Source organism: Pseudomonas sp. R9.37 (assembly GCF_963878885.1).
Taxonomy (GTDB): Bacteria; Pseudomonadota; Gammaproteobacteria; order Pseudomonadales; family Pseudomonadaceae; genus Aquipseudomonas.
Map to the genome: position 1 here is coordinate 133173 of NZ_CAWNZA010000001.1, position 24226 is coordinate 157398.

Here is a 24226-nt window from a genome sequence, read left to right on the forward strand (position 1 = left end):
AATCTAGCAGGCGGGCCTGCGTGCGCCCCAAGAGCATAACCAAACACCGTGCGAACAGCGCACTAAATCACCGGATTCGAGTCCAACGCTGCACCTTTGCCCGCGCGTTGCACTTTTTAACCAAGGCCTTGCCGCTATGAAAAAGACACTCTTTGTTCTTTCTGCTCTCGTCCTGCTCACTGCTTGTAACCAGGAGTCCAAAGAAGCGCCCAAGCCGGCCCCGGCCTCGGTGCAAGCCACCTTGGTACCGGCCACGCCGCCCACCGACAAATGGGTCGGCAAGTGGATCGGCGTCGAAGGCCTGAACCTGACCATCGCCAAAGACGACAGCATCGGCCGCGGCCACTACGTTCTGACCATGAAGTACGGCCTTGACGCCGACGACGAAGGCACCTTCAAAGGTGAAGCCAACGAAGACGGTATCGCCTTTACCCGCCCGGACGGCCCGCAACAATTGAGCGCCGGTGACGGTGAGGCCACTGGCCTGAAATGGCTGGCGGATAAAAAGGACTGCCTGATCGTCGATACCGGCGAAGGCTATTGCCGCGACTGACCCAATCAACGTGACACAACTTTCATCTGGCGCCCCTGCCCGCACGGCCTGACAGCAACGATACTAGGCAACTCTCGTTGCTTGTCGGACAGCCGGGCTGGCGCCATTCATACGCACCAACAACACTGCTCTTAGAAAAGTGTTCGACAGGTTTAACGAGAGGATTGCCCCATGCTATGGAAAAAAGGCCGACGCAGCGACAACGTGGTAGATGCCCGCGATGACAGTGGCGGCGGCGGTGGCGGCATGCGGTTTGGCGGCGGCAAGGGGCTGAGCCTGACGGCAATTGTGTTGATCGTCGGTATTGGCTGGCTGACCGGCCAGGACCCGCTGCAGATCCTCGGCCAATTGACCGGCCAGGCGGAGCAAGCGACGTCGGTGAGCACGCAGTCGCGCCAGGCACCGCCGGCCAATGACCAGCAGGCCGATTTCGTCCGCGCGATTCTGGGTGATACGGAAGACACCTGGGGCCAGGTGTTCAAGGAAAACGGGTTGGTCTACAAGAACCCGAAACTGATTCTGTTCCGTGGTCGGGTCAATTCCGCCTGCGGTGGCGCCACCTCGGCCAGCGGCCCGTTTTATTGCCCGGCTGACCAGCAGGTGTATTTGGACCTGGATTTCTTCCGGGAAATGTCGCAGCGCTTCCAGGCCGCCGGCGATTTCGCCCAGGCCTACGTGATCGCCCACGAAGTCGGGCACCACGTGCAAACGCTGCTGGGCATCTCGGCCAAGATTCAAGCCGCACGCCAACAAGGTCGCCAGATGCAAGGCGAAGGCGGCCTGCTGGTACGCCAGGAACTGCAAGCCGACTGCTTCGCCGGGGTGTGGGCCAACCGTGCGCAAAAACGCCTGAACTGGCTGGAGCCCGGCGATATTGAAGAAGCACTGAATGCGGCCAACGCCATCGGCGATGACCGTTTGCAACAGCAGGGTCAGGGCCGCGTGGTGCCGGACTCGTTTACCCACGGCACCTCTGCGCAGCGCGTTCGCTGGTTCAAGACCGGCTTCGCAGCGGGCCAGATCACTCAATGCGACACTTTTACAGCGAAGAGTCTTTAGATGAATAAACGATTGGGATTGCTGTTCGGCGTGATGATTGCCTGTTCCTCCTCCACCTGGGCCGCCGAGAAAGAACACGGCGTCAAGGTGGTCAGCCCCGATCGTTTCCACCTGGACGCCGGTGACCTCAGCCTGGGCTTGAGCCAGGACTGGAGCCAGCCGCTGCCCAACGTGACCCGCGCGCTGATCATCGTGCATGGCCGCCTGCGCAACGCACAGACCTACCTGCAAAGCGGCGAAGATGCAGCCGAACACGCCGGCGTTGCTGCCACCACCCTGGTGATCGCGCCGCAATTTCTCAACGAGTCCGACATAAAGCGCAACCACTTGGGCACCCAGGTATTGCGCTGGAACGGCAATGACTGGATGGCCGGCGACGCCTCGACGGGCCCTGGCCAGCTCAGTTCCTACGGCGCGCTCGACCAGATCATCAAGCACCTGGGCAACCGCAAGCTGTTCCCGGCGTTGAAGGAAATCGTAGTGGCCGGCCATTCCGGCGGCGGCCAGGTGGTGCAGCGCTTCGCCCTCACCGGCCACGACCACCCGCTGCTGCAAACCGAAGGCATCAGCCTGCGCTACGTGGTAGCCAACCCGTCGTCCTACGCCTACTTCAGCCCACAACGCCCGGTGAAATTCGACACGGCCAGTTGCCCTGGCTTCAACGACTGGAAGTACGGCATGCAAAACCTGCCGGACTACGCCAAGGGCCAGAGTGCGCAGCAGCTTGAGCAGGCTTACGTGTCACGCGACATCACCTACCTGCTCGGCCAACAGGACACCGACCCCAACCACCCGGCGCTGGATAAAAGCTGCGAGGCCGAAACCCAGGGTGCGTATCGCCTGATTCGTGGGCACAACTACTTTGACTACCTCAAGCAGCGTCATCCGCAGCTGACTCAGAAACTGGTGGAAGTGCCAGGGGTTGGGCACGACGGGGACAAGATGTTTACTTCGCCTCAGGGCGAGAAGGTGTTGTTCCCTAAGTAAAAACAGCTGACGAAACCGGATAAAAATGTGGGAGCGGGCTTGCTCGCGAAGGCGGATTTTCAGTCGACTCATCAGTGACTGATCCACCGCTTTCGCGAGCAAGCCCGCTCCCACATTCGATCTTCAGTGCTGGGGCTGGATCATCCGGCGCAGGGCCGCGCAATCCTTAGCGTGCCAATCCGCCAACTCCGGCCAAGGGTTCTCGGGCACATTCACCAACACCGTCCTGGTCCCCGCCGCCCGCCCGCAATCCAGGTCAAAGCGGTAGTCCCCGACCATCACCATCTCGCTCGGCGCCACCTTCCAAGCCTGCGCCAGTTTCAGCAAACCACCCGGGTCCGGCTTGGGCGGCGCATCTTCACGCCCCAGCACATCGTCGACGGCAAAGCAGTCCTCCAGGCCAATCGCCTGCAGCGTGATGTGCGCCAACTCGCGCGCATTGCGCGTCAGGATGCCCAGGCGATAACCGCGCCCGGCCAGCTCGCGCACCAGCTGCACCGCACCTTGCGCCGCCACTGACCCCACAGCCAGCTCGCGCTCATGCGCAAGCAACCACGCGTGCTTGGCTGCCGCCACGTCCGCCGGCAAAGACGCCAGGTGCGTGAGGATGTCGTCCTCGGGCGGAATCTCCAGGGCCACGCGAATCGCCGCAAAATCATGCACGGCGACCGTGAGGGTGCCGTCCATGTCAAACACCCAATGCTTGACGTCCGACAGGCTCATGCCCAGTCCTTGCGATGGCGAATCAAGCCTTCCTGGGTCACCGAGGCCACCAGTTGCCCGGCGCGGTTGTACACGCTGCCGCGCGAGAAACCGCGCGAGTTACCGGCCCACGGGCTGTCCATGGCGTACAGCAACCAGTCATCGGCGCGCAGGTCGGCATGAAACCACAGCGCGTGGTCGAGGCTGGCGACCTGCATATCCTTTTGCCACACGGTCTTGCCATGGGGCAGCAACGAGGTGGTCAGCAAGCCAAAATCCGAGGCATAGGCCAGCAGGTATTTATGCAGCGCGGGCGCGTCGGCCAGCGCGCCGTCGGCTCGGAACCACACGTACTTGACCGGGTCGGACGGCTGCGGGTTGTACGGGTCTTTTTCAGTCACCGGGCGCACTTCGATCGGCTTGGGGCACAGCAACTTGTCGCGCATGTGCTCGGGGATCAGGTGCGCACGCTGCTGGGTCAGTTCCAGTTCGGACGGCAAGTTCTCCGGGCCGACCACCACAGGCATGGTGGTCTGGTGCTCAAAGCCCTTCTCGTCATATTGGAACGAAGTGGTGCAGGTGAAAATCGGGTTGCCCTTCTGGATCGCCGTGACGCGGCGCGTGCTGAAACTGCCGCCATCGCGCACACGGTCAACCGAGTAAACCACCGGCAATGAGGCGTCGCCGGGGCGCAGGAAGTAACCATGCAGGGAATGCACATGTCGCGCTTCTTCTACGGTCTGGCTGGCAGCCGACAACGACTGGCCCAGCACCTGGCCACCGAACAGTTGGCGAAAACCCAGGTCCTGGCTGCGGCCGCGAAAGAGGTTTTCCTCGATCGGCTCCAGGGTCAGCAAGTCCACCAGATCTTCCAATACTTGGCTCATAGAGCAACTCCTACAACAATCGAGAGGGCATTCCGGGCTGCTTATCCGTGCAGCGTGTCCAACCATTGGGCGCGGGTGATGCGATACAAAACATGATGGCGCAGCGGATCATCGGCTGCGACCTTGGGGTGTTCAAAATCTGCCTGGGGATCGTAATGCATACCGATGGCTTGCATGACTTTTTGTGATGGCAGATTGGTTTCGGTGGTGAAGGCGAGAATTTCATCCAGCTGCAGTCGGTCAAAACCACACCGCAGCGCGGTCCACGCCGCCTCACTGGCGTACCCCAACCCCCAATGTTCGCGGGCCAGGCGCCAGCCGATTTCCACCGCCGGGGTAAAGTCCGCTTCAAAGCTGACATTCAGCAGCCCGGTCAGGCCGATAAATTCGCCGGTGTCCTTGCGCTGCAAGGCCCACAGGCCAAAGCCGTATTCGGCGAAATGCCCGCGAATCCGGCCGATCAACGCCGCGCTTTCCAAGTGGCTCAACTTGGCCGGGAAATAACGCATCACCTGCGGATCGGCGCACATGCGCGCAAATTCCGGTAAGTCGCTGTCGCGCCATTGGCGCAGCAGCAAGCGCGCGCTTTCCAATTCCAGTATCGGCTCCATGGGTCCCCTCCCTTGCCATGTGCGTGAGTGTACAGCGCTGGTAAGATCCTTCGCAGGTTCCCGTCAGAAAATCCCATGCCATTGCCATTGATCTACCACGATGACTACAGCCCTGAGTTCCCGGCAGACCACCGGTTTCCCATGGACAAGTTTCGCCTGTTGCGCGATCACCTGGTGGACAGCGGGCTGACCGAGGACAGCCAATTGCTGCGACCAGAGGTATGCCCGGCGCAGATTCTGGCCCTCGCGCATGAACCGGGGTACATCGAGCGCTACATGAGCGGTGAGCTGTCGCGCGAAGACCAACGGCGCCTCGGCCTGCCGTGGAACGAAGCCCTGGCGCGGCGCACCGTGCGCGCGGTCGGCGGCTCGATCCTCGCGGCCGAACAGGCGCTGCAACACGGCCTGGCCTGCCACCTGGCGGGCGGCACCCACCACGCCCATTACGATTACCCCGCCGGCTTTTGCATCTTCAATGACCTGGCGGTGATCAGCCATTACCTGCTGGCCAGCGGCCGGGTCAACCGCGTGCTGATCTTCGACTGCGACGTGCACCAGGGCGACGGCACTGCACGCATCCTCCACGACACGCCGGATGCCATCACCGTGTCGCTGCACTGTGAAAAGAACTTCCCCGCACGCAAGGCTCAGAGCGACTGGGACATCCCGCTGCCCATGGGCATGGGCGACGCCGATTACCTCAAGGTGGTGGACGACGCGCTCAACTACCTGCTGCCGCTCTACCAGCCTGACCTGGTGTTGTACGACGCCGGTGTCGATGTGCATAAGGACGACGCCCTCGGTTACCTCAAGCTGACAGACGCAGGCGTCGCCGCCCGCGACGAGAGCGTGATGCGCCACTGCCTGGGCCGCGACATTCCGGTGATGGGCGTGATCGGTGGCGGCTACAGCAAAGACCGCCCGGCCCTGGCCCGCCGCCACGGCATCCTGCACCACAGCGCTCAGCGGGTGTGGACGTCATCAGGGTGTCATTGAACTGTGCGCGTTACCCACAATGCCTGTGGAACGGCCTGTGGATAACTTGAGCGTAAGCGCCTGAAAGCGCACAGCCGTATGGCCTGTAGGAAAGTGTACGTTTTTTGATCAGGCAGCCACGCTGCCGTCGGGTAGAATGCTCGGCCTATTCAACGACCGTAGCCTTGCCCATGCCTCAGCACCCTTCTCGACACGTCACTCTTATCGGCGGCGGCCCAGCCGGGCTGATGGCCGCTGAAGTCCTGAGCCAGGCGGGCGTGCGGGTAGACCTGTATGACGGCATGCCGTCAGTGGGCCGCAAGTTTCTGCTCGCGGGTGTGGGCGGCATGAACATCACCCACTCCGAGGCGTACCCGGCGTTCCTGTCGCGCTACGCCGAACGCGCGCCGAACATGGCGCCGCTGCTGCGAGCCTTTGGTGCCGAGGCGTTGTGCGAGTGGATTCATGGGCTGGGCATACAAACCTTTGTCGGCACTTCCGGCCGCGTGTTTCCTACCGACATGAAAGCCGCCCCGCTGCTGCGCGCCTGGCTCAAACGCCTGCGCGATCAAGGCGTGGTTATCCACACCCGGCATCGCTGGCTGGGCTGGACGGCCGACGGCGGTTTACTTATCCACAGCCCGGACGGCGAAAAAACTGTCCACAGCGATGCGGTGTTGCTGGCCCTGGGCGGCGGCAGCTGGTCGCGCCTGGGCTCCGATGGCGCCTGGCTCAAGTTGCTGGAAGACAAAGGCGTGCCCTTCGCGCCGTTACAACCGAGCAATTGCGGCTTTGAGGTGTCAGCCTGGAGCGAATTGATGGTGAGCAAATTCGCCGGCGCGCCGTTGAAAAACGTCGCCATCGGCGTGGCAGATGACAAGCCTCGGTTGGGGGAATGCGTGGTCACCGCCATGGGCATCGAGGGCAGCTTGATCTACGCGCTGTCAGCGCCGATTCGTGAAGCGATCAATCGCGATGGCTCAGCCACGGTGCATATCGACCTGCTGCCGAGCAAGCCGCTGGACAAGGTCCAGGCTGCACTGGCCAAGCCGCGTGGTTCGCGCTCGATGAGCAAGCATTTGCACAGCCAATTGGGCCTGGACGGGGTCAAGGCGGCCCTGTTGCGTGAGCTGGCGCCTGCGGAACACTTCCACGATCCGGCGCAACTGGCGGTGGATATCAAGGCATTGCCGCTGACACTGGTGAAAACCCGGCCGATGGATGAGGCCATCAGCACGGCGGGGGGTGTGCCGTTTGAGGCGCTGGATGAGCGGCTGATGCTCAAGCAATTGCCGGGGGTGTTTTGCGCCGGGGAGATGCTGGATTGGGAAGCGCCGACGGGCGGCTATTTGCTGACCGGGTGTTTTGCCAGCGGCAGAGCGGCTGGGCGGGGAATGTTGGAATGGCTTAAGCGCTGAGGTCTGTGGCGACTTCAAAGCCGCCTTCGCAGGCAAGCCCGCTCCCACATTTTGAGCTGTGAATACATTCAAAATGTGGGAGCTGGCTTGCCTGCGATGAGGCCATCAGCAGCGCCGCAAAATCACTTCTTCTTGCGCGGCCCGGTGTTGAACACCGGCACCTTGCGCACCGGCTTGATCGACGGCTCAGCCGGCGCTACGTCCCCGCTGTCCACCCACTTACCCAGATTGCGCTTACCGCCGCCACCGCCCGACGTCTTTGGCTTCTTCGGCTTTTTCGGTTTTTTCACCACCTGCCCACTGGCATCGGTGTCCGGCACGCGGTGCTCCGGCTCAAAATCCGGCTCCATTTTGCGGGTCAGGGTCTGACGCGTGAGCATCTCGATGGCCGACAGCATGTTCACCTCATCGGCACACACCAGCGAAATCGCCTCGCCGGTGTTGCCCGCACGGCCGGTGCGACCGATACGGTGAATGTAGTCTTCGGCCACGATTGGCAGGTCAAAGTTGACCACCATCGGCAAGTCTTCGATGTCCAGGCCACGGGCTGCCACGTCGGTGGCTACCAGAATCTGCACTTCGCTGGATTTGAAGCGGTCCAGCGCACGCTGGCGGGTTGCTTGCGGTTTGTCGCCATGGATGCCATCGGCATTGATGCCCAAGCCCTGCAACTTGTCTACCAGCGCATCCACACCGTTACGGGTCTTGGCAAACACCAGCACCTGCTTCCAGCGACCTTTGCGCATCAGGTGCACAAACAGCTCCGCCTTGCGCTTCTTGTCCACCGGCACCACCCACTGTTTCACGGTGTTGGCGGCGACGTTGCGCGGGCTGACTTCTATGCTCAGCGGGTCGTTGAGCATCTGCCCGGCGAGCGAGCGGATTTCATCGGAGAAGGTCGCGGAGAACAGCAAGGTCTGGCGCTTTTTCGGCAGCATGCGGTAGATGTTCGCCAGTTCTTCCGAGAAGCCCAGGTCGAGCATGCGGTCGGCTTCATCCAGTACCAGGGTTTGCAACTGGTCGAGCTTCAGCGCGTTCTGGCGAAACAAGTCGATCAGGCGGCCAGGCGTGGCGACCAGAATGTCGACGCCCTTGCGCAGCTTCATCATCTGCGGGTTGATGCTCACGCCGCCGTACACCGCGTACGTGGTCAGCGGCAGGTGTTGGGCGTACTCGGCGACGCTGGCGTGAACCTGCTCGGCCAGCTCGCGGGTCGGGCACAGAATCAGCGCACGCGCCGAGTTGGCGGCGACTTTCGGCCCTTCCATGGTCAACAGTTGCAGGAGCGGCAGGGCGAAACCTGCGGTCTTGCCGGTGCCGGTCTGGGCCGCGGCCATCAGGTCGCGACCGGCCAGCACCGCCGGAATGGCTTGCGCCTGCACCGGCGTCGGGGTCTGGTAGCCAAGCGTCTCAAGGGCGCGCAGCAAGGGTTCGATCAGGCCAAGTGTGGCGAAAGTCATGTGTTTACCGTAGGAAAAATTCAGCGCAAGGGCGTAATGCGCGGCAGTTTACCTTATTTCCGGCTTGGGCTTTCGCCACTGGGGCAGGCTGATCAGCAACACCGCGCTGATGATCACCAGCATCGCCAAGGCTTCCTCCATGCCGATGGTCTCGCCGACGAAGACAATACCCAACAACACCGCGACGGCCGGGTTCACGTAGGCATAACTGGTCGCCGCTGCCGGGCGTACATGCTTGAGCAGGTACATATAGGCATTGAAGGCGATGATCGAGCCGAACACGGCCAGGTAAGCCAAGGCCAGCCAGCCTTCAATTGGCGGGATTGAATGCAGGCGCTCACCGGTCAGCGCACTGCCCACCAGCAGCAGGGCACCGGCGATGATCATCTCGGCCGCACTGGCCATGGCGCCGGCCGGCAGCGGCAAATGCCGGCTCCACACCGAGCCGAAGGCCCAGGAGGCGGCGGCGAACAGCAGCAACATTGCACCGGTGGGGCTCGACTGCAGGTTGGAGCCCATGTTGAGCATGGCAATGCCGATAATCCCCAGCACCACGCCGGCCCACTCCAGGCGCGTATTGCGTGCGCCCCAGAAATACCCACACAGCAACGTGAACAACGGCACCGTCGCCACCGCCAACGCGGCCACGCCGGAAGCAACGCCGGTGTGCTCGGCAACCGTCACCGCACCATTACCAAAGGTCAGCAGCAAAACGCCGATCTTGGCCGCGGCCTTCCACTGCACCCACGTCGGCGCAGGCGCCCCGCGCCAGCGCAAATAGCCATACATCACCAACCCCGCTACCAGGAATCGAATCCCGCCCAGCATCAGCGGTGGCCAGTACTCCACGCCGATTCGAATGACCAGGTAGGTAGAACCCCAGATCACATACAGCGCAAAAAAAGCGGCAATCAACGGTAAGGGAAAGCGACGTGGGCCAGGCATTGGGTAGCTCTGCGGCAGAATATTGGAGGCTTATTCTAAAAAGGCAGCACGCTGAACATAAGTTACAAAACCTGTTTAAAGCGCCCATACACTTTTCAAAACATGCTTCTGAAGGCTATAACCCATGTATTCGAAAGCCACGCATCACCGGAGCCTTATCATGGACAAATACGACCGCATGCTCCTCAGCGCCCTGCTCGAGGATGGCCGCGCGTCCTATGCGCAGTTGGCCCGCACTGTAAACCTCTCCGCCCCCGCCGTGGCCGAGCGCGTGGCCAAGCTGGAAGCCAGCGGCGTGATCACCGGGTATCAGGCCAAGGTCGACCTGTCGAAAATCGGTTTGCCGATCCAATGCACGATAGAGCTGCGCCTGACCAACAATGGCAGCCAAAAGGTTTACGACGCCCTCGCGGAAATCCCCGAGCTGACCGAATGCCACCGGGTAACAGGCGACCCGTGCGTGATCATGCAAGCAGCGGTGGGCTCGATGCCGGAGTTGGAGAACCTGATCAACCGGGTGGCGAAGTTTGGCTTCAGCAAGACCTCGATCATTTTGTCGAGCGCAATAGCGCGGCGGGTGCCGTTGGGGCAGTTGGAACGCAATGGGAAAAATGGCGGCTGATACACCGTCATCGCTGCGATGCGGCGCCCCGACAAGCCAGCTCTCACAGTAGATTGCATCCAGCCCTGGCGACTCGGTCAACCGTGGGAGCTGGCTTGCCTGCGATGGCGTCAGTTGCTTCAGCGAAGACTTGAGCGCTGAGCAATCAACTCGACAACCTGCTTGATGGTCGTGATGTGATCCCAGTCTTCCTGAGTCGCCTGCAGGTTGAATTGCCACTTAATCTGCATAACGAAGCAGGTCAAATCGTCATCAATGATCGTGAAGTCATGGATGAAATCCGTGTGTTCCGTCACTTGGCTTCGGTCGATAAAACCAATGATATCGACGAACAGCTGAATCACCTTTTCGGAAATCTCGGCTCGGGTCGGGCCACCTTCCATTTCTCGCCTCATAGGCACACTTGCCAATACTGATCAGGTCAAAAATAGCCAGGCCCACAGCAACGAAGGGAATGCGTCGCCCAATAATGCCAAATACGCGGACGGTGCCTAACGTTGCTTTTGCCAACCTGGCCGCTGTTGGCTGCCTGATCAGCTTACGAGGGAAAAAGCGCATTCCAATAAGGCTCGCCAGGTTCGTCGTTTTGCTGGAGCCGACGTGGACCCAAGTCCCCACGGCAATTTTGCTGATGGGTATGCCCGCCGCGCCGGTGAGAACCGTCGCAGCCGTCAGGCCGTGGTGTTGCTGTGTGCATTTCCAGAGGTCGTCAACAGTGGTGTTAGGCACAGTGGAGTCCGCCTGAAGAGGCCTGAGTAGCGTGTAACTGGCGCCATGAGTCCAGCTTGGTGAATGAGGCAAAAGCATGACTGCCGGGCAGCTTGTCATCGTGTTTCCCAAATGAAACGCCATGCTGGAAGTTGATCCAAGATCTACGCCATCGCGCTGGAGTTCAGACTGGCTTCGCATGATTGCTGTGTGGAGGTCGCTTTCCTGCATGACGTAGTCCCTTTACGTAAATGACAGGCGCAATGTTAGGTCGCAGCAAAGGGCAATAGATGGGTGAAGAAATAAAACAGAAAGGTCCGACGATGCATTAGCTGATCGGCCTACTGACCAATCAGAAAGAGCGCAAAAGGCCCCACAAACAGTTGATGTTTTAGTGGCCAGCAAGACCGATCTCTTTCATTTGCGGGACGTTTCCTAGAGAATTCCACGGCCTTGTTTCCGTCGGATCAGGTCGCTAGTCTCGCTCAGTCATCGAATGTTCGGTGGCCGGACGTGCAAGTCCGATCTGTGGAAAATGCACAAAGCCTTACCATCCAGCGCCCAATTTTATTAGGCGTTGGCACGTTATGGCAGCTGTGCGCGGGAGGCCATTAGGCCTGCTGGGTTTTTCCGCCCCGGTCTTGCACACCCGCGTATTGCTGCCACCCTAATTCGCGTGCAAGCGAACGGCTGCAGCTTCTTACCTAGCGGAGAAGTTACATCATGGTCAAAGTTACCCCCGACCCACCTCGCTCCAAACCAGACTTCCTCAGCGAAGACGCCCTGCTCAACCGACGAGCCATCGACTACTACCTTAAAGCCTGCGCCCCGGATGCACCCAATTTTGTTATGAACGATAACCTGAGCTTCGAAGACGCCCTCGCCCATGCGGCCGACTTGCTGCATTGCGCGGTGGAGACGGCGCAGGTGGCGGGTGAGACGACCAGCGCGCAGCAGCGGGCGGTGATGCATTTGGTGGGGATGGCGAAGGAGGTGGTGGAGCGGGCGTTGGAATGCGTGCAGCCTCGATAGCCTGACAAGCGAACTTTTGGGGCAAATGGGCTTGTTGTGGCGAGCGGGCTTCTGTGGCGAGCGGGCTTGCCCCGCGTTGGGCTGCGAAGCGGCCCTAATGAAGTCACCGCGTTCTGTCAGTTGGAACTGGGCGTCAGGGTTTGGGGCTGCTGCGCAGCCCAACGCGGGGCAAGCCCGCTCGCCACAACAAACCCGCTCCCTACAATAGGCCCGCTCGCCACAATTAGTCCTCCGCCCACATGAGATCTGCGCAGGGTTTAGAACCCGCGGTGCTTCTTCAGATGCTCATTGATCTTCGCTGCCGGCACTTTCTGCAAGGTGCACAGCAGGTCGTGGGACAGTTCGCGCAACCCATGCGTACCGCGCAGTTGCTCGGCCAGGTGCGCCGTCAAGTTAGCTGCCATTTCGGCATCCGCCATCGCCCGGTGAGCCTTGCCGGTGTGGGGCAGTTGGGCGAATGAATTCAACGTGCCGAGTTTGTGGTTCGGCGCCGACGGCATCAAGCGGCGGGCCAGCAGCAGCGAGCAGGCGAATTTTTGCAGGCGAGTGCGGCGGATCAGGCCCAGCTCAAAATCCCAGAACTTTTGGTCGAACGCGGCGTTGTGCGCCAGCAGTGGCGTGGTGCCGACGAATTCATTCACTTCGTTCATCACGCGCTCGGCCGGTGGCGCGCTGCGCAGCATGGCGTTGCTGATGCCGGTGAGCTGTTCGATAAAGCCCGGCACACGCACGCCGGCATTCATCAGGCTCTGGTAGCGGTCCACGATCTGGCCGCGCTCAAGGATGACCACCGCGATTTCCGTGGCCCGGCAGTGGCTGCTCGGGGTGATGCCGGTGGTTTCAAAGTCGATGACCGCTATACGTTCCAAACCTGTTCCAACTCCGTCTGACAATTGACTTATTTAAGCAGCAGCGCGCCTTCGATCGGCACGTAGCGGCTGGCGGCGCGTATCAGCGAGTTGGCCGTCAGCCCCGGAACGCCATAGGCCACGGCTTCGACGCCATGCTTTTGGATGATGCGTTCGAGCAGCATGTCGAAATCACCGTCGCCAGAGGCCAGCACCACTTCGTCGACGTGGTCGGCGGCGTCCATGATGTCGAGGGTGATGCCCACGTCCCAGTCGCCCTTGGCCGAGCCGTCGCTGCGTTGGATGTAGGGTTTGAGTTTTACCGTGAAGCCCAGGTTGCGCAGGATCTGCTGGAATTGCTGCTGCTTGCTGTCGCCACGGTCGATGGCGTACGCATAGGCTTCGACGATCTGCCCGCGCGAACTGATGTCCGCCCACAGGGCCGCGTAGTTGAAGTGGCAGCCGTAGGCTTGGCGCACGGTGTAGTAGAGGTTTTGTACATCGGCGAACACCGCAATTTTCTTCACCGCACTTCCTCATGACAGCCAGGCGCCAGCGCCCGGAAAGGCGCCAGTATGCCAGCCATGGGAAAGTTTCAGCGAAAAATCAGCCCGGGGCGACGAAGCGCCCCGGTTGAAGGCGGGTCAGACGAAGGAATCGTCGTCGCCAAACGAGGAGGAATCGTCGCCATAGTCGCTGTCGGCGAAGCTGTCCGAGGCATTGTCGCTGCCCCAGCTGTCATTGCCGGCAAACTTCTGGTCGTCGTTGCCCCAATTGCCGTTATCACTGGCGGGCGCCGGCTCTTCGCGGATGATTTCTTCCACCACTTGCGGCTGTTGCGAGTTGTGGTTGAACAAGCTGCTGATGCCTTCGGCCAGCATCACACCACCGGCCACGCCGGCAGCGGTTTTCAACGCCCCACCGAGAAAGCCACTGCCAATCGGTGCTGCGGGCGCTTGTTGGGGCTGTTGATAGTTTTGCGGCGGCGCGCCGTAGTTTTGCTGCGGCGCAGGCTGGCCGAACGAAGGCCGCCCAGGCTCACGCCAGCCGCCACCGGAAGCCGCCGGCGCAGTTTGCGCGGGTTGCGGATCACGGGAGCCGCCGCCAAAGATGCTCGACAGAAAACCGCCACTGCTCGGCGCCGGCTGTGCTGCCTGAGCCTTGGCCTGCTGCAACTCATCCTGCAACTGCTGGATCTGCTGCGCCTGTTGCTTGTTCTGCGCGTCGAGGCTCTTGATCGCGTGTTCTTGCACCAGGATCGACTGGGTCATGTAGTACCCGGCGGCCGGTTGGCGAGTCATGTGCTCCTTGATCCGCGCTTCAGCCAGGGCGTCGCGGGGGGCTGAGTCCGTTTCGGCTTGCTGCAGCCGTGAAAACAGTCCATCGATCAGGGTTTGCTCTTCGCTGTTCATGGCGACCTCGTTAGATTGCCGGTAAAAATCATGGGCCCGCCTGTGATCAGACGAGCTACGCACTAGTTATGGGGTTGTTACCAGACGTTTCAATGGTCTTTACGCAAGGTTTACGTTTGCTTACCTTTCGTCATGATCGGTTAAAGTATGGGCCTTGCTTTTCGGCCTGTGATGAACCTGATGAATCCGTTAGACGTTTTGCGCGACTCCTTCCGTTTCACCCAACGCAATCTGGGCGCTATCGTCCAGCTGTGCCTGCCGTTGGTGATTCTCGAAGCCCTGCTGCAACAAGTGCTCAATCACATGCTGGGCCCGGACGCCTTCCCCGGCTACAGCGTGGTGGTGGGGCTGTTGGTGTACCCGCTGTACACCGGCGCGTTGATCCTGTTTCTGGATGCGCGCACCCGTGGGGAGTCGCCGCGGACCAAAGACGTGTGGGCCATGGCACTGACCCTGTGGCCGCGTTTAGCGCTGCTCACGGCCATCAGCACCTTGCTGATCCTGCTGGGCTTGTCGCTGTATTTCTTGCCGGGCCTGTGGCTGATGGTAGTGCTAGCGTTTGCCGAGTACCTGTTGGTGTTACGCGGTATGTCGGCGCTGGAGGCGATGAAGGAAAGTTTTCGCCTGACCCGTGGGCATTTCTGGCGAATCCTGGTGTGCCTGCTGTGCGTGATGACGCCGCTGTGGCTGCTCAAAGGCGCGAGCGTGGCGGCGTACCCTGACCCCGCGCCGTTGCTGGGCGTACTGATCGACAGCGCCCACAGCTTCCTGCAACTGTTTACCAGCGTGGTGCTGTTCCGTTTATTCATGCTGATCGGTGGCGATGCCGACGCGCGGTGATATGCTCCTGCCACTCCTGAAACGCCATAAGCCGAGCCGATGACCCGTTTATTGCGCATCACCCTGTTGAGCCTGCTGATTATCGCGGGCCTGCTCGCCGCCCTGATCTACAGCCTGACCTGGCGCCCCGCCGACAAACAAACCCTGCCCGTAAGCTGCGTCGCGCCGCGTGCGCCAACGCTGCTGCCCGGGCAGGCGCTGAAGGTCATGACCTGGAATGTGCAATACCTGGCGGGCAAGAACTATGTGTTCTGGTACGACACCGCCGACGGCAACGGCCCGGATGATCGCCCTACCGTGGAAGACATGGCCTCCAGCCTCGACGAAGTGGCGCGGGTGATCCGCGACGAACAACCCGACATCCTGCTGCTGCAGGAACTCGACGAAAACGCCAAGCCCTCCCATTACCAGGACCAGATCGCCCTGCTGCAGGAACGCCTGGTCGATCTCTACCCGTGCAGCGCCCAGGCCTTCGACTGGAAAGCCGACTTTGTGCCCAGCCTGCATATTTTCGGCAGCGTCGGCCGCAAGCTGGTGACGCTCAGCCGCTACCAGATCGAACACGCCGAACGCCTGCAACTGCCGGTGTCTCCGGCCAACTTCATCAGTCGCCAGTTCCAACCCAAACCCGCCTTATTGTTGACCTACTTGCCGTTGAGCGATGGTGGCCAATTGGCCGTGCTCAACACCCGGCTGGACGGCGATAAGCCTGGGCGGTCGGCGGTGCAGGAACAGGTAAAAGCCACGGTTAAGCTGCTGGACAAGTTCGAAGGCCGTGGCACGCCGTGGTTGATTGGTGGGGATTTCAACTTGCTGCCGCTGGGGCAATTCCTGCGCCTGGACGCGGGCAAGCGCGGGCAGTATTCGCCGGACAGCGAGCTGCACCTGCTGTGGGATAAATACCCGATGATCCCCAGTAACAGTGAATCCAGCGGGATTGACCGGGCGAAGTGGCTAACGCACTTCCCCAATGACCCGAGTGTGGATGGGCCGGATCGGACCTTGGATTATTTGTTCTATAGCCCAAGGATCAAGCGGGTAGAGGCCAAAGTACGGCAAGAAGACACACTGCGTATCTCCAACCACCTACCCGTGATCGCTCGGTTCCTGCTCCCGGCCGCGCAATAACCCACACTTAACACTCTGTGGAAAGCTGGCTTGTGTGGGAGCTGGCTTGCCTGCGATAGCATCACCGCGGTGAACCCGATAGACCGAGTCGTCTGCATCGCAGGCAAGCCAGCTCTCACATTTGATCTGCACACGACCTACTTGCGGGGTTTAATCCGGGCGGTGGGTTCGGCCACCAAGGGGTCGTCCGGCCAGTAATGCTTGGGGTATCTTCCTTTCAAATCCTTCTTCACTTCGGCGTAGGTACTGCGCCAGAAGTTCGCCAAGTCCTGCGTCACCTGCACCGGCCGGCGCGCCGGAGACAACAGGTGCAGCTTGACTGCCTGGCGCCCACCGGCAATGCGCGGCGTGTCCGCCAGCCCGAACAATTCCTGCAAGCGCACCGCCAGAATCGGCGGCTGCTCGCTGTAGTCCAAACGCACCGAGGAGCCCGAGGGCACCTTCACGTGCTGCGGCGCCAGCTCGTCCAAGCGCTGAGGCAGCGGCCAGGGCAACAGGTTGTGCAGGAAACTGGAAATATCCAGGTTGGCGAGGTCAGAGAGTGGACAGGCCACAAGAGCATTGAGTCTCTCAGAACCTACCTGACCAAGGTATTTGAAGGGGATAGGAGCATAGGCAATGCCGCAGAAAGCGTTCATCAGGCTAATACGCTCAAGATTTACCAGAAGAAGTACGATGCTCTCTACAAAGAGTTCAAGCTCAAGAACGTTACTCCGGATGAGTTCGTGCGCAAGAGTGACGAGTTGATGGAACTGCGAGATCTTGAGCTGTCCAGATATGACGCTAAGCCCAAATGACTGTGACTACAAGGATTGCGGCATTCGGCGATGGGACGCGGCTCTTAATACCCCATATGGTTAAATTACGGGGCAAAAATGACCTCAATGTCCCGTATCGGGATCACTATGCCCTACGTTTTGGGCTTGCCCCCTCAGGAGTACGGCTCTCGTGAACCCAACCCCGGCTTCGCCCGGTTTTGGCTCTGCGGGATTCCATTCTCAAGTCTCGGGCCCATCCTGGGCAGGCGCGCTCCGCTTGCGATGCAGGAAGGCCCATAAATAGATAATCCTGACACCAAGAGTCTGTTCATTACTCATAACGCAGTGACTCAGTGAGTGCCAATAGCTGCGAACGCGGCACGAGTTCAGGCTAATTTATCTTTGTGAGGTATCCACTTTGGCTTGGCTACTCGTGATCCAAAAACGAACCTACCTATTGATACTGTCTGGGGGCCAAGTTCCAGCAAGGAGCGCTCGAACACTGGCGACAGCGCACTATGCGCCTCAATCATTTCCTCCTGTCCTGAGCTTTGGGCAATGACAGCTCCATAGCCGAAGCGACAGGTTTGGGTGTTTACATAATGTACCCATTCAACGTTTGGTATCTCACCATGCATGAGCCCCTTCGTACGGTAGCGCTCTCGGTATTCTTTAACTCCAAATAACATCATGTTGGGACTGATGGGAAACTGGATTGCTATCGGCCCATCAGGGGAAATGGCATACGGATTCTGGCTTTCGATTGGGATTGTTGGGTCGTACCAAACGACTGGATTGTCGCTTGTGAGAAACGGGACGTCTGACGCGTTATGAATAATGGCAAGGCCAACCGTGTCAAAAAGTTCCCCGATTTTTTTGATAAGGCCGGGCATCGCATGAATGCTTTGATGAGGGTCGATGGACACCTCGACCTTGTCGAGGATGTCTTCGAAACCTCGGGGTGGTGGTGAGAGCTTTCCGTTTCTCACCAGCGTGTTGATCGTGTCCTTAACGGTTGCCGCCAGCCCCGCCTCAAAAGCATCTCGCGCCGCAGGTACTCGAGCCCTCTGTAGCGCAACAAACTGGATGAAGGGCTCAATGTCATCGTTTATGGACTCTTTCCGAGCCAACCTTTCAACGAGGGACGGCCATGCGGACTCTACTTCACAGAAGATGTCCTCAAGGGTGTTATTGTCCTGGCCGCCTTCTGGCAGCGGTTGCGAATAGTAATAGCGCTCAAACTGCGTCGTATCTGGCTTGGCAGGAAGCGCTCGTCCAGGGTTGTCTTTACGGTAAACGAGAACTTGGCCACCCTGATTCGCGAACGCTTTGAGATACGCTTTGGGCACGAAGTGATGGCGTTTTTTTTGCTGAGTTGAGTTCACTGCTCACCTAGATATCAAGAAAAAATACGACGCTTACTGAATGCTCCACAGCAAGGGATCAGAGTTACTAATCTTCACCACGAATCCAATGGTGATCAGGAACGATCAGTGTGCCGATAACTCCATCAGCCTGCTTTCTCAGGATTTCCTCATGCTGAGAAATTGCCAGTGCGAGCATCTGGATTGCAGATCTCGCGACTCGCAGGGCACCCAGAGCCTCGTCGACAAAATCAGTGTGGTTGAGATGCTCAATTTCCGGAGCCTGCCTCGCTAACGCGGGATCACAAAGGTCATGCAGCACCAGGAATCGGTGTGTACCCGAATTTCGCAGATTTTTCTGTGAGCGGAGAATCCCATCTGCGCCCTCATAGTCCTCTGCAAGCTCGGCCAATCCGTACATTGCGTATACGCCTGCCCGAATCAGCCCCTCAACTTTCTCTACAAGCCGAGTACCTGTTTTCTTGTCTTCGGGATCCCGCCATAGCCTCCCGAAGCTCACTTTTTTTGGCGCTAATCCGAGCTCGAAATAGGAGTTTGCTGTTACGGCTACCTTGTCGAGCAGATCAAGGGCTGTCCGGTGCGCCAGTATAATTGCAGAGGTATCAGGGCCGTATAAAGCATAGTCAAGAGTGTCTGCAAATTGCCCCGTCTTTGGCCAAACGCTTTCGTCTCTTGCACGCCATGCTAATTCTCGGGCCAGCAAAAAATCGCCTTTCAGCATATTGAACATGGCAAACAGTGGCGGAGGGCTAACTCCCTTTTCAGGCTCACGTTCAAGAATGCCTGGAAGCGTGAGCCAATCAAGCTTACCCAAAGATGGATCAACGAGTTCGACAGCTGGAGCAAGTGTGAGGCGCTCCTCCTCCACCCACCTGATAAATGGGTCGGTATGCTCAGACCGAGATGGCGGATCACTTAGCTCACTGGCGAGCGCTTCAACCTTGGCCACCACGTTCGCTCCGGCGTATTGGAGAATTCGCTCCTTATTTCGAAGCGCCTGCCTGGCTAGCATCACGGCTTCCATGTGGGTTAGTTCAGAGCAACCTCCACGCTTAAAAAGCCACATTAGATCCAACGCCGCGCAAAAGGCGGCGACACCGTTCGTTGGATCAACCCTCAATGCGGAAAGGCGTGCATCATGAGCCTCGGAGAGCCGGTAGGTTTTTGCGAACTGATTCGCGATGTTAGTCCATGCCTGGGTGCGTAACTCCACATCGGCATCTACATCCTGAACCACCCTCCAGTAGTGCCTGCGAGCTTCGGCTCTGTGTGCTCGGGTGTGCTCCTGATGATCAACCCACTCCGAATCAGCGCTGCCGCAATTTGCGGCCTCCACGAGCCCATTTGCCAAGTTGTAGGTGACATCTGCTGTTGGATACAGGTCGTGAAGCTCGCGGTATAGCTCTACCCCTTCATCGATTGCATCCTGACACCCTAGCGAGGCGCCGGCATTAACCAATGTGGCTGCTCGCAATGACATCCAATTAACGCGATCAGGCCTATCTAGATCGATTTCACGTGCTTGTTGCACTGCAAGCGCGGGATCAGCATCCACTAGGGAGCTGAGGTTGGATGACAGCTTCAAGAATTCGCTCAACATGTACTGCCTCCGTTGAAGGTGAACAGGTCTAGGTCACCTAGAGTTTCGCACCAACTACCAGGCCTTGACCGTCCATAACTGGTCTAACTTCGTTTTGTAGCTCTGACTCATCAAATCACGGCGCATCGCCTATGCGGATGCTGAAGCGGATCTTCTTGCACCGTGAGTTCTGCGCCCGAAGCTTTTCCGCCGTCCGTTGCGTGTACGTGGCTACCGCCTCTTTGATGGGCTCAATGTCCGTCAGGCGATTGCCGAACATCCGGCTGCAGCAAAATCTCTTGCTTGAGTGGGTCAGCCTCTCCAAGTTCCAGGCATGGAGTGCCGGCAAGCTCCCGAGCGGTCTTCTCGATCACCACACTGAATTTCTGCCTCAGCGTCCAGGCGTCAGCCTTGGCCAAGTCCATCGCGCTTTTGAAGCCCATGACTTCAAAGTGGGCTTTCATCCGCTTGCTAACGCCCCACACCTCACCCACCTCGGTGATCCGAAGCGTCCAGTCGCACTTGAATTGATCGCACAGGTCACCCGGCGCATTGTGCCGAGCCTATCTGGCACTCGCCATCCAATATCATCAAAACCAGAAAATATGGCACTATGCCACTTTAGACTTTTACATTGAGCATGTTATGGACATAGATATGTTTCGGCACTTTATGGAAAAACAGGTCAAGGAATGCTTCGGTGAAGATGCCACTTTTGCCTCTCATGATTATGTACACCACCGAAGTTTTCGGAAAGACCGCATTGGCAACAGATTCCTAGGTGGTGGCCCCGAGGGGGTAAGTCAATTGCATGTGTTGGTCAACAAGATGCTGACTGATGATGAGAGGAAAAAAGTATTCCCCGGCGTATACGACCTTGGGAATTTTCGGGAGATTCCGCAAGAGCTTAGGAAGTATGTAAACCTGGAAGAAGAATTACTAAAAGACAACAACGGCATAGACCCGCACGAAACCTTAAAGACCATAAAAACCCGAATCGCTTCGCTACTTGATAGAAAGTTTTCGGATTTCTTCGAAGAAGACAAATCAAAAGCTCTTAAGATTCTCAAGACACTTTATAGGTTCCAGCGGGAGTATACGACCCTATTTACTCTTCTAGCCCCACCCCAGAAAAGCGGAAAACCTTCGTTTGAGATTCGCGACTCATACGGCATCGACGGTTCCACTGAAGAAGTAGAGATCATCGCTGACCTCAAAGCACATCTGAGCTTTGAAATACCGCATGAACGACTGAAACACATCATGTCTACGTATGGGCAGATGCGAAGCGTGCTGGATGGTGTCGAAGAGCTCCTTGTTAATACCGCAGCGCATCAGAGCCATGGCGACCTCAAGGCCCATAGTGCTTTAGCCATCCACATTGCAGACTGCATCAGGGAGACCTTCCACTTCCCAGAACGCTCACCTGCAAAGCTGCCAATAGACGAACACTTGTTCACCTATATGATTCAGCTCGAGCATTACCATCACATGCAGGCCTCCGCAGAGCTGCATGATGTTGTTGTGTCTATCGAGCCGCCGTTCGGTAAAGCAATGGAAGACATTGATACGCTGATGTGGAATGTTAATCTCGGCAATCGCTCACCTCAGCTTGTTTACATAAAGACCAATAGCTGCGAGAGCTTCTTTCAGGACAACCAACCTAGCTTCATTCACTTCTACTCCAGGCTATTTGGAGGACTCATCGACGAGCCGTCTTATCAAAAAGCGATATCGCACGTCGGCAAGTTCTCAGAAATGTTCGCCCGCGCAGAGGTTGATGACAAAGTATCTCTGATGCCGCTTATTGGCGCAGTCGCACTAATATTAACAGAGCAAGCTAAAAGCACACCATTCAAGCCATTCTGGTATGGCAGAAAGCATATATCAGGCGGACTCTTCGAATTTCTTAACAAGATCGATTTTAAGCATATCAACTTCGATGTTTCGGAAGGATCACTTCGCTATTGGATGGCACGCGCAAACTACCTGACATGCACCATTCTCGGCCAGCAAGATGTTTTCAAATCACGCCTCCTTATAACAGAGTCTATTAACGAAGGTATTACTCGCATCCTCGACACCCGCGACTTAGGTCTGCTGGAGGAAAAACTCTCCCTTTTCGTTTCCACCAACGGAGGCACAGCCTCATAACCGCAGAGTAGAACCCGCCTGAGCTACCTCAGGCGGGTTGCTGGTTAAGGATTATGACGGTCGTAGTAATCAAGTATCGCGAGCCCCGCACGGAGCACTCGTGAAACATCAACCACTAGACGCCAAGCAGACCGAATTAATTCTCTCATTCTGCTCACCATTTTAGTGGCGCTCTCCCTGTACAACCGTCGCTGCCATGTACAAGGTCGCAGTCATCCTGGGATGATGCGCTGAACGCTTTGGCCATTAGGCCGACGCCGGAAGTGATTCCGGGGCCCCCCAAACCCCATGGGGACGGCGGACGATGTGAAGGTCGAAATCACCCTCAACAGCCTCCACCAGGCAGGTCATCTGGGATGACGTCTGCGTGGGGGAGATTGTCGATCTTGGGCCCATTTATCTGTAGGGGACTAGAATTAATCGAGGATTTGACGTCTTTCTCCAGGATACCGTCAGATCTTCAAGTATTTGGCTTTGCAGACATCTACGGTTGCTCAAGATTCAGGATGCCGTCCAGACCACCCTGAAACGCTGGAGAAATCAGCCCTTAGCGAGACCGGCGAGCGCTCCAGCCTTCTTCGAAAAGTCAGCCACCAAAACGATCATCGCCTTCTTCACGTTTGGTGAGGCAGTCTTCATTGACCCCGCGTTGAAAAGGGGCTTCGGGCTGTACTCACTCATCAGCTGGTTGCATTCGGCATAGATCTGGCCACGCAACTCGGCAACCATGCTTAGGTGGAAATCCAATCCCGCCGTAACCCCTGCCCCGGTGATCCTCTTCCTGTCACGAACCGCCCGCGCATCAGTGGGAATCATGCCGAATCCGGCCAGGGCTTCTCGGCATGACCAGTGCGACGTCGCTTTGTAGCCCTTCCAAACCTGCAGCCCCCCAAGGATCAGCGAGCCCGAGCAGACACTGGTGATGTATTTCGCTCGGGCACCTCGATCAGCAAAGAACTTGAGGGTTTTCGGATCTCATGCTGCCGCCAGAGTGCCGTCTGTACCACCAGGCGTAAACAGAACTGTGAGGTCGCGGGGACAAGTGTCAAAGGTAGCGTATGGAACTATCGTCAACCCGATCCGATGACTTTGTAATGCTTTTCCAAGGCGGCATCTTCGTCATGCCATGACCCTATGGCCCGCCTGAAAGACTGGGCATCTCTGGCCACAGCTTGACTAACTCCAAGGGGAGCTCACACACTCGTGGCCTCACCTTGTTGGCTGTGACGCAAAACATGCTTCGACTGGTTGGCAGCTCTCTCGATATCACATTAGCCATTGACGATTTCAGGCCGTCCTACCATCAGGACTTCGCCAATGTGCAGCCCATTGCACGGCGATATCTCAATGCACCCTCGGGCAGCGCAAATGCAGCCCTACTCGCCAAAGCGCTATCTACAGCGTTGCGTAACTGGGGCGCATGCAGACGTAAGAGCCCAACCCTTCGCACCCTCCCGCAAATCGAAAGTGCTCTCAAGGACAGGCAGCTTCATGAGCGCCTACTCAAACTGAGCCTGCAAAGCCTCGCGGCATTCAGTCTCAATGATCAAGGGCATCGTCTTCTGGACAGCAATGCACCACTCAGTGATGTTGGGACGTTCGACAAGGAAATTCTGGGGATCCTGAACACGATGGCGGATGCGCTGTTTCTCAACAACACCAGCATCACTTATCCCATGAAAGCCCTGCTTCTCATCACCGGACTGATGCCAGCGCTGGATAGCCAGGTGAGGGGCGGCCTAACCCGAGCAGGGAGAGCCGGCTTCACCGGACAACAGCTCCTACCTAGGAACCCACAACAGGCCTCAGGTCGTCGGATCTGCGAATTGCCTTTTTACCTGGGCCACTGTTGGAGCCTGAACCGGGAAGTGTTCATGGAGGGGATTTTAGGTAGTCATCACCAGAATCTGCGAGACACACCGGGCAGGTTTTTCGACATCCTGCTGTTCATGCAGAACAGGCGTGATCGGAAACTGATCTTGGCCTTCTAAGGCAGGGAGGGAATGGCGATAGTAGCCACCCCCTCCTCCACCTAAATTACGACTGCAGCGTTGGGTAGTCGGTGTAACCCTTAGCCGACGAAATCGCCAGCAGGGAGCTGGTTCAGATTCTGGAGGGCTGGCAGGGGCAACCCATCACGATCTACGCAACGACCGAAACGCG

The 24226-nt window shown here is 58.3% G+C and carries 23 protein-coding genes and 3 pseudogenes; 12 read left to right on the forward strand and 14 right to left on the reverse strand.

Going from position 1 to position 24226, the window contains the following annotated elements; genetic code table 11:
* The first annotated feature begins 136 nt into the window (after window positions 1-136).
* From AACU78_RS00585 to AACU78_RS00595, 3 genes are all read left to right on the forward strand, one after another.
* Window positions 137-553, forward strand: a complete 417-nt coding sequence (locus AACU78_RS00585) for a membrane lipoprotein lipid attachment site-containing protein (RefSeq protein ID WP_106579314.1) — start codon at window positions 137-139, stop codon at window positions 551-553.
* A gap of 171 nt (window positions 554-724) precedes the next feature.
* Complete coding sequence (ypfJ, locus tag AACU78_RS00590) at window positions 725-1612, forward strand: KPN_02809 family neutral zinc metallopeptidase (RefSeq protein ID WP_106579315.1); 888 nt, start codon at window positions 725-727, stop codon at window positions 1610-1612.
* Window positions 1613-2599: a hypothetical protein gene (locus AACU78_RS00595; protein WP_106579316.1), complete on the forward strand. Its 987-nt coding sequence runs from the start codon at window positions 1613-1615 to the stop codon at window positions 2597-2599.
* Window positions 2600-2722: 123 nt separating this feature from the next.
* Here the strand turns inward: AACU78_RS00595 and AACU78_RS00600 are convergent, their stop codons facing one another.
* From AACU78_RS00600 to AACU78_RS00610, 3 genes are read right to left on the reverse strand one after another with little or no spacing between them, the layout of a single operon-like run.
* Entirely contained in the window at window positions 2723-3322 is a 600-nt protein-coding gene (locus AACU78_RS00600; RefSeq protein WP_106579317.1) for an HAD family hydrolase, read from the reverse strand.
* Entirely contained in the window at window positions 3319-4188 is an 870-nt protein-coding gene (tesB, locus tag AACU78_RS00605) for an acyl-CoA thioesterase II (RefSeq protein ID WP_106579318.1), read from the reverse strand. Before tesB ends, AACU78_RS00600 begins: the two co-directional genes overlap by 4 nt.
* Window positions 4189-4229: 41 nt before the next feature.
* Window positions 4230-4799 carry a GNAT family N-acetyltransferase gene (locus AACU78_RS00610; protein WP_106579319.1) on the reverse strand — a complete coding sequence of 190 codons (570 nt, stop codon included), beginning with the start codon at window positions 4797-4799 and terminating at the stop codon, window positions 4230-4232.
* A 75-nt stretch (window positions 4800-4874) separates the two neighbouring features.
* Here AACU78_RS00610 and AACU78_RS00615 point away from each other — a divergent pair, with 75 nt between their 5' ends.
* Together AACU78_RS00615 and AACU78_RS00620 are read left to right on the forward strand one after the other, a co-directional pair.
* Window positions 4875-5795, forward strand: coding sequence for a histone deacetylase family protein (locus tag AACU78_RS00615; protein WP_106579320.1), 921 nt, complete (start codon window positions 4875-4877; stop codon window positions 5793-5795).
* A gap of 170 nt (window positions 5796-5965) precedes the next feature.
* Window positions 5966-7192: a TIGR03862 family flavoprotein gene (locus tag AACU78_RS00620; RefSeq protein WP_106579321.1), complete on the forward strand. Its 1227-nt coding sequence runs from the start codon at window positions 5966-5968 to the stop codon at window positions 7190-7192.
* A 122-nt stretch (window positions 7193-7314) separates the two neighbouring features.
* Here the strand turns inward: AACU78_RS00620 and AACU78_RS00625 are convergent, their stop codons facing one another.
* A complete protein-coding gene (locus AACU78_RS00625) occupies window positions 7315-8652 on the reverse strand; it encodes a DEAD/DEAH box helicase (RefSeq protein ID WP_106579322.1) in 1338 nt (445 codons plus the stop codon).
* A gap of 48 nt (window positions 8653-8700) precedes the next feature.
* Entirely contained in the window at window positions 8701-9597 is an 897-nt protein-coding gene (yedA, locus tag AACU78_RS00630; RefSeq protein ID WP_106579323.1) for a drug/metabolite exporter YedA, read from the reverse strand.
* 160 nt (window positions 9598-9757) lie between these two features.
* Here yedA and AACU78_RS00635 point away from each other — a divergent pair, with 160 nt between their 5' ends.
* The gene (locus tag AACU78_RS00635) at window positions 9758-10219 is read left to right on the forward strand and encodes an Lrp/AsnC family transcriptional regulator (RefSeq protein ID WP_106579324.1); all 462 of its coding nucleotides are present in this window, start codon (window positions 9758-9760) and stop codon (window positions 10217-10219) included.
* Window positions 10220-10338: 119 nt separating this feature from the next.
* On the opposite strand, the gene AACU78_RS00640 is transcribed toward AACU78_RS00635, so the two are convergent.
* Complete coding sequence (locus tag AACU78_RS00640) at window positions 10339-10602, reverse strand: acyl carrier protein (protein WP_106579325.1); 264 nt, start codon at window positions 10600-10602, stop codon at window positions 10339-10341.
* Between the two features lie 1048 nt (window positions 10603-11650).
* On the opposite strand from AACU78_RS00640, the gene AACU78_RS00645 reads away from it, so the two are divergent.
* Entirely contained in the window at window positions 11651-11959 is a 309-nt protein-coding gene (locus AACU78_RS00645; protein WP_106579326.1) for a DUF3077 domain-containing protein, read from the forward strand.
* Window positions 11960-12216: 257 nt separating this feature from the next.
* Here AACU78_RS00645 and AACU78_RS00650 read toward each other — a convergent pair whose 3' ends face one another.
* From AACU78_RS00650 to AACU78_RS00660, 3 genes are all read right to left on the reverse strand, one after another.
* Window positions 12217-12828 (reverse strand): 3'-5' exonuclease, encoded by a 612-nt coding sequence (locus AACU78_RS00650; protein ID WP_106579327.1) that lies wholly within the window; start codon window positions 12826-12828, stop codon window positions 12217-12219.
* A gap of 29 nt (window positions 12829-12857) precedes the next feature.
* Window positions 12858-13334, reverse strand: a complete 477-nt coding sequence (locus AACU78_RS00655) for a LabA-like NYN domain-containing protein (RefSeq protein ID WP_032884625.1) — start codon at window positions 13332-13334, stop codon at window positions 12858-12860.
* 117 nt (window positions 13335-13451) lie between these two features.
* Window positions 13452-14219, reverse strand: coding sequence for a DUF2076 domain-containing protein (locus tag AACU78_RS00660; RefSeq protein WP_106579328.1), 768 nt, complete (start codon window positions 14217-14219; stop codon window positions 13452-13454).
* Window positions 14220-14399: 180 nt separating this feature from the next.
* Between AACU78_RS00660 and AACU78_RS00665 the strand changes: the two genes are divergently transcribed.
* Together AACU78_RS00665 and AACU78_RS00670 are read left to right on the forward strand one after the other, a co-directional pair.
* Window positions 14400-15059 carry a YciC family protein gene (locus AACU78_RS00665; RefSeq protein ID WP_106579407.1) on the forward strand — a complete coding sequence of 220 codons (660 nt, stop codon included), beginning with the start codon at window positions 14400-14402 and terminating at the stop codon, window positions 15057-15059.
* 39 nt (window positions 15060-15098) lie between these two features.
* Entirely contained in the window at window positions 15099-16187 is a 1089-nt protein-coding gene (locus tag AACU78_RS00670) for an endonuclease/exonuclease/phosphatase family protein (protein WP_106579329.1), read from the forward strand.
* 137 nt (window positions 16188-16324) lie between these two features.
* Here the strand turns inward: AACU78_RS00670 and AACU78_RS00675 are convergent.
* Window positions 16325-16729, reverse strand: a pseudogene (locus AACU78_RS00675) (ATP-dependent helicase C-terminal domain-containing protein); the annotation flags it as partial.
* On the opposite strand from AACU78_RS00675, the gene AACU78_RS00680 reads away from it, so the two are divergent.
* On the forward strand, window positions 16634-16984 hold the full coding sequence (locus tag AACU78_RS00680; RefSeq protein WP_177410117.1) for a hypothetical protein: 351 nt from the start codon (window positions 16634-16636) through the stop codon (window positions 16982-16984). The pseudogene AACU78_RS00675 and the gene AACU78_RS00680 sit on opposite strands and share 96 nt — an antisense overlap.
* Window positions 16985-17331: 347 nt before the next feature.
* Here the strand turns inward: AACU78_RS00680 and AACU78_RS00685 are convergent, their stop codons facing one another.
* From AACU78_RS00685 to AACU78_RS00695, 3 genes and pseudogenes are all read right to left on the reverse strand, one after another.
* On the reverse strand, window positions 17332-18330 hold the full coding sequence (locus AACU78_RS00685; RefSeq protein ID WP_106579331.1) for a DUF4238 domain-containing protein: 999 nt from the start codon (window positions 18328-18330) through the stop codon (window positions 17332-17334).
* A gap of 67 nt (window positions 18331-18397) precedes the next feature.
* Window positions 18398-19930 carry an LA2681 family HEPN domain-containing protein gene (locus AACU78_RS00690; RefSeq protein WP_106579332.1) on the reverse strand — a complete coding sequence of 511 codons (1533 nt, stop codon included), beginning with the start codon at window positions 19928-19930 and terminating at the stop codon, window positions 18398-18400.
* A gap of 127 nt (window positions 19931-20057) precedes the next feature.
* Window positions 20058-20451 (reverse strand): annotated as a pseudogene (locus AACU78_RS00695) (DinB/UmuC family translesion DNA polymerase); the annotation flags it as partial.
* Between the two features lie 103 nt (window positions 20452-20554).
* Between AACU78_RS00695 and AACU78_RS00700 the strand changes: the two are divergent.
* Complete coding sequence (locus tag AACU78_RS00700; protein WP_106579333.1) at window positions 20555-22063, forward strand: hypothetical protein; 1509 nt, start codon at window positions 20555-20557, stop codon at window positions 22061-22063.
* 540 nt (window positions 22064-22603) lie between these two features.
* Here the strand turns inward: AACU78_RS00700 and AACU78_RS00705 are convergent.
* Window positions 22604-23020: pseudogene (locus tag AACU78_RS00705) on the reverse strand (DJ-1/PfpI family protein); the annotation flags it as partial.
* A 278-nt stretch (window positions 23021-23298) separates the two neighbouring features.
* Here AACU78_RS00705 and AACU78_RS00710 point away from each other — a divergent pair.
* Window positions 23299-24054 (forward strand): hypothetical protein, encoded by a 756-nt coding sequence (locus tag AACU78_RS00710; protein ID WP_106579334.1) that lies wholly within the window; start codon window positions 23299-23301, stop codon window positions 24052-24054.
* Window positions 24055-24226: the final 172 nt, after the last annotated feature.

What these genes read in the sequence shown, in the direction of transcription:
- AACU78_RS00610 (WP_106579319.1), bottom strand. Translation starts at nt 4,799, where the DNA reads ATGGAGCCGATACTGGAATTGGAAAGCGCGCGCTTGCTGCTGCGCCAA.
- AACU78_RS00625 (WP_106579322.1), bottom strand. Translation starts at nt 8,652, where the DNA reads ATGACTTTCGCCACACTTGGCCTGATCGAACCCTTGCTGCGCGCCCTT.
- AACU78_RS00585 (WP_106579314.1), top strand. Translation starts at nt 137, where the DNA reads ATGAAAAAGACACTCTTTGTTCTTTCTGCTCTCGTCCTGCTCACTGCT.
- tesB (WP_106579318.1), bottom strand. Translation starts at nt 4,188, where the DNA reads ATGAGCCAAGTATTGGAAGATCTGGTGGACTTGCTGACCCTGGAGCCG.
- yedA (WP_106579323.1), bottom strand. Translation starts at nt 9,597, where the DNA reads ATGCCTGGCCCACGTCGCTTTCCCTTACCGTTGATTGCCGCTTTTTTT.
- AACU78_RS00620 (WP_106579321.1), top strand. Translation starts at nt 5,966, where the DNA reads ATGCCTCAGCACCCTTCTCGACACGTCACTCTTATCGGCGGCGGCCCA.
- AACU78_RS00600 (WP_106579317.1), bottom strand. Translation starts at nt 3,322, where the DNA reads ATGAGCCTGTCGGACGTCAAGCATTGGGTGTTTGACATGGACGGCACC.
- AACU78_RS00665 (WP_106579407.1), top strand. Translation starts at nt 14,400, where the DNA reads ATGAATCCGTTAGACGTTTTGCGCGACTCCTTCCGTTTCACCCAACGC.
- AACU78_RS00640 (WP_106579325.1), bottom strand. Translation starts at nt 10,602, where the DNA reads ATGGAAGGTGGCCCGACCCGAGCCGAGATTTCCGAAAAGGTGATTCAG.
- ypfJ (WP_106579315.1), top strand. Translation starts at nt 725, where the DNA reads ATGCTATGGAAAAAAGGCCGACGCAGCGACAACGTGGTAGATGCCCGC.
- AACU78_RS00615 (WP_106579320.1), top strand. Translation starts at nt 4,875, where the DNA reads ATGCCATTGCCATTGATCTACCACGATGACTACAGCCCTGAGTTCCCG.
- AACU78_RS00690 (WP_106579332.1), bottom strand. Translation starts at nt 19,930, where the DNA reads ATGTTGAGCGAATTCTTGAAGCTGTCATCCAACCTCAGCTCCCTAGTG.
- AACU78_RS00635 (WP_106579324.1), top strand. Translation starts at nt 9,758, where the DNA reads ATGGACAAATACGACCGCATGCTCCTCAGCGCCCTGCTCGAGGATGGC.
- AACU78_RS00710 (WP_106579334.1), top strand. Translation starts at nt 23,299, where the DNA reads ATGCTTCGACTGGTTGGCAGCTCTCTCGATATCACATTAGCCATTGAC.
- AACU78_RS00660 (WP_106579328.1), bottom strand. Translation starts at nt 14,219, where the DNA reads ATGAACAGCGAAGAGCAAACCCTGATCGATGGACTGTTTTCACGGCTG.
- AACU78_RS00670 (WP_106579329.1), top strand. Translation starts at nt 15,099, where the DNA reads ATGACCCGTTTATTGCGCATCACCCTGTTGAGCCTGCTGATTATCGCG.
- AACU78_RS00700 (WP_106579333.1), top strand. Translation starts at nt 20,555, where the DNA reads ATGGACATAGATATGTTTCGGCACTTTATGGAAAAACAGGTCAAGGAA.
- AACU78_RS00645 (WP_106579326.1), top strand. Translation starts at nt 11,651, where the DNA reads ATGGTCAAAGTTACCCCCGACCCACCTCGCTCCAAACCAGACTTCCTC.
- AACU78_RS00595 (WP_106579316.1), top strand. Translation starts at nt 1,613, where the DNA reads ATGAATAAACGATTGGGATTGCTGTTCGGCGTGATGATTGCCTGTTCC.